This window comes from Kurthia gibsonii (assembly GCF_006539985.1).
GTDB lineage: Bacteria > Bacillota > Bacilli > Bacillales_A > Planococcaceae > Kurthia > Kurthia gibsonii.
In genome coordinates this window covers 1-3,535 of sequence record NZ_BJOB01000089.1, presented here as the reverse complement: position 1 = coordinate 3,535, position 3,535 = coordinate 1, and the positions used below count along the sequence as shown (strand labels likewise).

Annotated in this window: 4 protein-coding genes; 2 read left to right on the top strand and 2 right to left on the bottom strand. The window is 39.8% G+C overall.

Annotated features, from left to right (window positions below; genetic code table 11):
• Positions 1-94: 94 nt before the first annotated feature.
• Positions 95-694 carry a hypothetical protein gene (locus KGI01_RS13510; RefSeq protein WP_141275111.1) on the bottom strand — a complete coding sequence of 200 codons (600 nt, stop codon included), beginning with the start codon at positions 692-694 and terminating at the stop codon, positions 95-97.
• Between the two features lie 128 nt (positions 695-822).
• On the opposite strand from KGI01_RS13510, the gene KGI01_RS13505 reads away from it, so the two are divergent.
• Positions 823-1,968, top strand: a complete 1,146-nt coding sequence (locus KGI01_RS13505) for a hypothetical protein (RefSeq protein ID WP_141275110.1) — start codon at positions 823-825, stop codon at positions 1,966-1,968.
• 16 nt (positions 1,969-1,984) lie between these two features.
• On the opposite strand, the gene KGI01_RS13500 is transcribed toward KGI01_RS13505, so the two are convergent.
• Complete coding sequence (locus tag KGI01_RS13500; RefSeq protein ID WP_255314802.1) at positions 1,985-2,179, bottom strand: DUF4017 family protein; 195 nt, start codon at positions 2,177-2,179, stop codon at positions 1,985-1,987.
• 87 nt (positions 2,180-2,266) lie between these two features.
• On the opposite strand from KGI01_RS13500, the gene KGI01_RS13495 reads away from it, so the two are divergent.
• On the top strand, positions 2,267-3,529 hold the full coding sequence (locus tag KGI01_RS13495; RefSeq protein WP_141275109.1) for a hypothetical protein: 1,263 nt from the start codon (positions 2,267-2,269) through the stop codon (positions 3,527-3,529).
• The last annotated feature ends 6 nt before the right edge of the window (positions 3,530-3,535 follow it).

Below are 3,535 nucleotides of genomic sequence, written 5' to 3'. Positions count from 1 at the left end.
TGGCCCGTTTTGACGGGGGAATGCCCCGAAACGAGGAGTAGTCCCTTTCGAGGAGCAGAATTCCCTCAAACAAAAAAACCTCGAATCTTCGAGTTTAGCTTTCGTTTGGTGTTTGTTTTTCAATCGCTCCGCCAAATAATACGATGGCTTTGGTAACGCCGCCGCCGACATTGGCAAATTCATGGATACCGAGTGGGATGCCAACGACTTGGAGTGAGTCGTCCAGTGCGATGTTGCCGAGAGGTTCATATGTAATGTAGAGGTAGGATTGTCCGTCCTCTGCATAGAGATGAATGAAGCGGTAGGGTAGCGCACCTTCTTCTTTTTCATGGAAGGATACGACATCGCCTTTGAAGGAGACGACGGTTTCAAAGTAGTCTTCGACGTTGTCCATTAGTTGTTGCGGGGTGATGGTCGAATCGACTTTTTCGTTGATGCCAACGCCTGCAAAGAGTTTTTCTTGTTGGTCGATGTATTCGCGTGAGCGTAATCGTAAATTGAGTGTATTTTCTGTTATTTCTGGCAAATCGACTGCTAATTGATCACTTAATCCGAGTGTAGCTGCTTCGACTTCGATTTCTTGTGCTTCTGTTTTTCCGTCTTGAATGGTGTTTTCTGGCGCTTTTTCATCACCACACGCTGCAAGAAATAGTGTTAGACAGAGACTTGTATTAAGCAGGAACTTTTTCTTCATGTATGCACCCCTCCTTTTCTTCTATTATATAACTTTTTAAGATGAAAATGGATAATTTTATCACATTGTAAATACCATTATTTGGTGAGATAATACTTGTATAGACCTAGATTGAAAGAGGCGATTACATGAAGCAACTTGGAAAGTATGCATTGGCACTATCACTTGCAGCACCTATCGTATGTTCGATTAATACATCTGCAAAAGCAATCAGCGGTAAGGCGATTGTGAATGTGTCGTGGGCAAGTATATATACAGACTCAACGAAAAAGACGAAGTTAGCTATTGTGAAACAGAAGACCATCTTTACTTCTTATTCTAAAGGGAAGACGTGGACGAAGGTTACATATAAGGGGAAGACGGGCTATATTTTAACGAAGCAATTAATGTTTAAAGAATTGACGTATCAAGAGTTTGTTGCGGAAGGAAAGGCACTCACTAAGCAAATGGAACAATTAGCAAAGCTTGAACAAAAGGGTGATGTATCCAATCTAGCAGCACGCTATCAGACGACGAAAACACAATTTGCTTCATACGAAAAAGCACTAAAAGCGAGTCGTCTCAACACAAGTCAAAAGAATGTGTTGCAAAAACAATATGTGAAAGCTTCAAAAGTGAAGATGGAGCGATTCGCTGGCTTTGTGCAAGCATGGGAAGATTTAGTGAAGACCGAGTCCTATATGAAACAATATAATATGAAATCAGCAAAAACAACTTGGAAACGAGCTGTAAAAGTAAAGACAGAAGCCGATGCCAAACTGCGTAAAAACAAATGGACAGCCTATGCATATAAAGCAAATGATACATTTGAACGCTATATGAAAACATTGGAACGTCGATTTACCTATGTGACATATGACGAATTACAACCGCAATTGATGAATCGCTTCGCTCGTAGTCTAGATGAAGAAGATCGTGACGTACGAGGTAGACGACAATATAACGGAGTCCACCAAATCAATCATCTTGAAAAAATGCGTGTTCTCATGCGTATTCCTGTAAAAAGCGGGATTCAAAAAATTACGTTTACCGTTGTACCGGATAAAACATGGGTTGATGTAGATGAACTAATTGATAATCCTGATGGTGGTGCTAATATTTTTGTAATGGGCGCATCTGGCGTGCAAAAGTATGAATTGTACTCGAAACAGGATGAACTAAAAGGTGAATTTACACTCGACTCGACAATGGCTACTGAAGATGGCTACTATGAATTGAAAGTCTACGGGGCGATGGGAATGATTGTGTCAAATATGAAGTTTTGGTATAAATAGAGAAAAACCTTCGACCTCAATGGTTGAAGGTTTTTTTACTTCCCAAAAAATAAAGAATTAACCAAGCAGCAATGAAGGCAGGAATCGCATAAACTTGTCCAACGAGTAGTTTCCAACTCCAAACATCATAACCAGGTGAAGCAGGTAGCAAAATCGTAATCCCACAAACGATCACATAGACAACGAGTGCATAACCAAGTTTTTTCATCATGACGACCTCCTTATGAAGTATTATATCACGATTTACATTATTAAAATAACCTAAAATGGTATAATTAGGTATAAATGGGTGGGTAAGATGAAATGGATTATGAAAATTTTCGTGATGGGACTATTAGTGATGACAATGAGTTTATTGGCATCTATAAATTCAGCATCTGCTAGTACACCGTCTAACTATGAGGTACAAAATGAAGGAAATCAGCAAGTGTATGTAAAAGTTCCAGCTATTAGTAAGGTTGTGATCTACGCGAAAGATGGCAGAATCGTAAGTCAAGGAACCGTAGAGGCAAATCAGATGCTTAATCTATCATCGGGAACCGTAGCGATTATCTCATATGTAAAACAAGTGAAGGCGGAACCTACTGTGGAACCAATCTCGAAAAAAGATGTGAAAATAAAAAAAACAAAAGAAAAAGCATTTAGTAAGGTGACGCTGAAAAAGAATGAGCAAGCGGTGATTACAACGAAAACAGCGGCGCATGCCAATCAATTATTACTTGAAGACCGAACAAAATTTGCGACCTATCATTCGGTAGTATATCGAGAAGACGGTTCCATATATGAACAGCGTGCAAACGAAAAAATTACTGCGATTTTAGGAGATGTTGTACGCATGGCATCGGGAGGAAGCGCAGTTGTAGAAAATGTAGGGAAGTCGCCATTATCGGTGTACGGGGCGAGTCGCATCTATACGGTGAAAAAAACAAAAGAAAAAGCGTTTAGCAAAGTGACGCTGAAAAAGAATGAGCGCGCAGCAATCACATCAAAAACAGTACAAGGTATGAATAATTTACTACTTGAAGATCCTACGCAACTTGCGATTTATCATACAGTAACATATCGAGCGGAACAGACGGTGTATGAACAACGTGCGCATGCGCAGATTCGAGATATTTTAGGTAGTACCATTCGCATGACACCAGGAGGGAACGCAGTTGTAGAAAATGTAGGGAAGTCACCATTATCGGTATACGGAGCGAGTCGCATCTATACAGTGAAAAAGACGAAAACGCCACCATTCCGAACGATTCGTATTCAACCGAATGAACGCGCAACCATTCATACGACAGAGCCTTTGGGAAATACTGGTTTTGGAGCAATTTTAGTAGATGATCAAGTAGCAGAAGGATTTTATCATTATTCATCTTATTGGAAAAAGGGAACACTTCTCTATGAACAGAGATTTAATAAATCGACAAAACAATTCATTTTAAATAATATTCGCTATCGTGATGAAGGACAGATTGTTGTTGAGAATATAGGGAAAACACCAATTATCCTGTATGCGTCAGAACGCTACACAACGTACGCCATCATGCCCATAACCGAAAAAGAATAAAGAAAG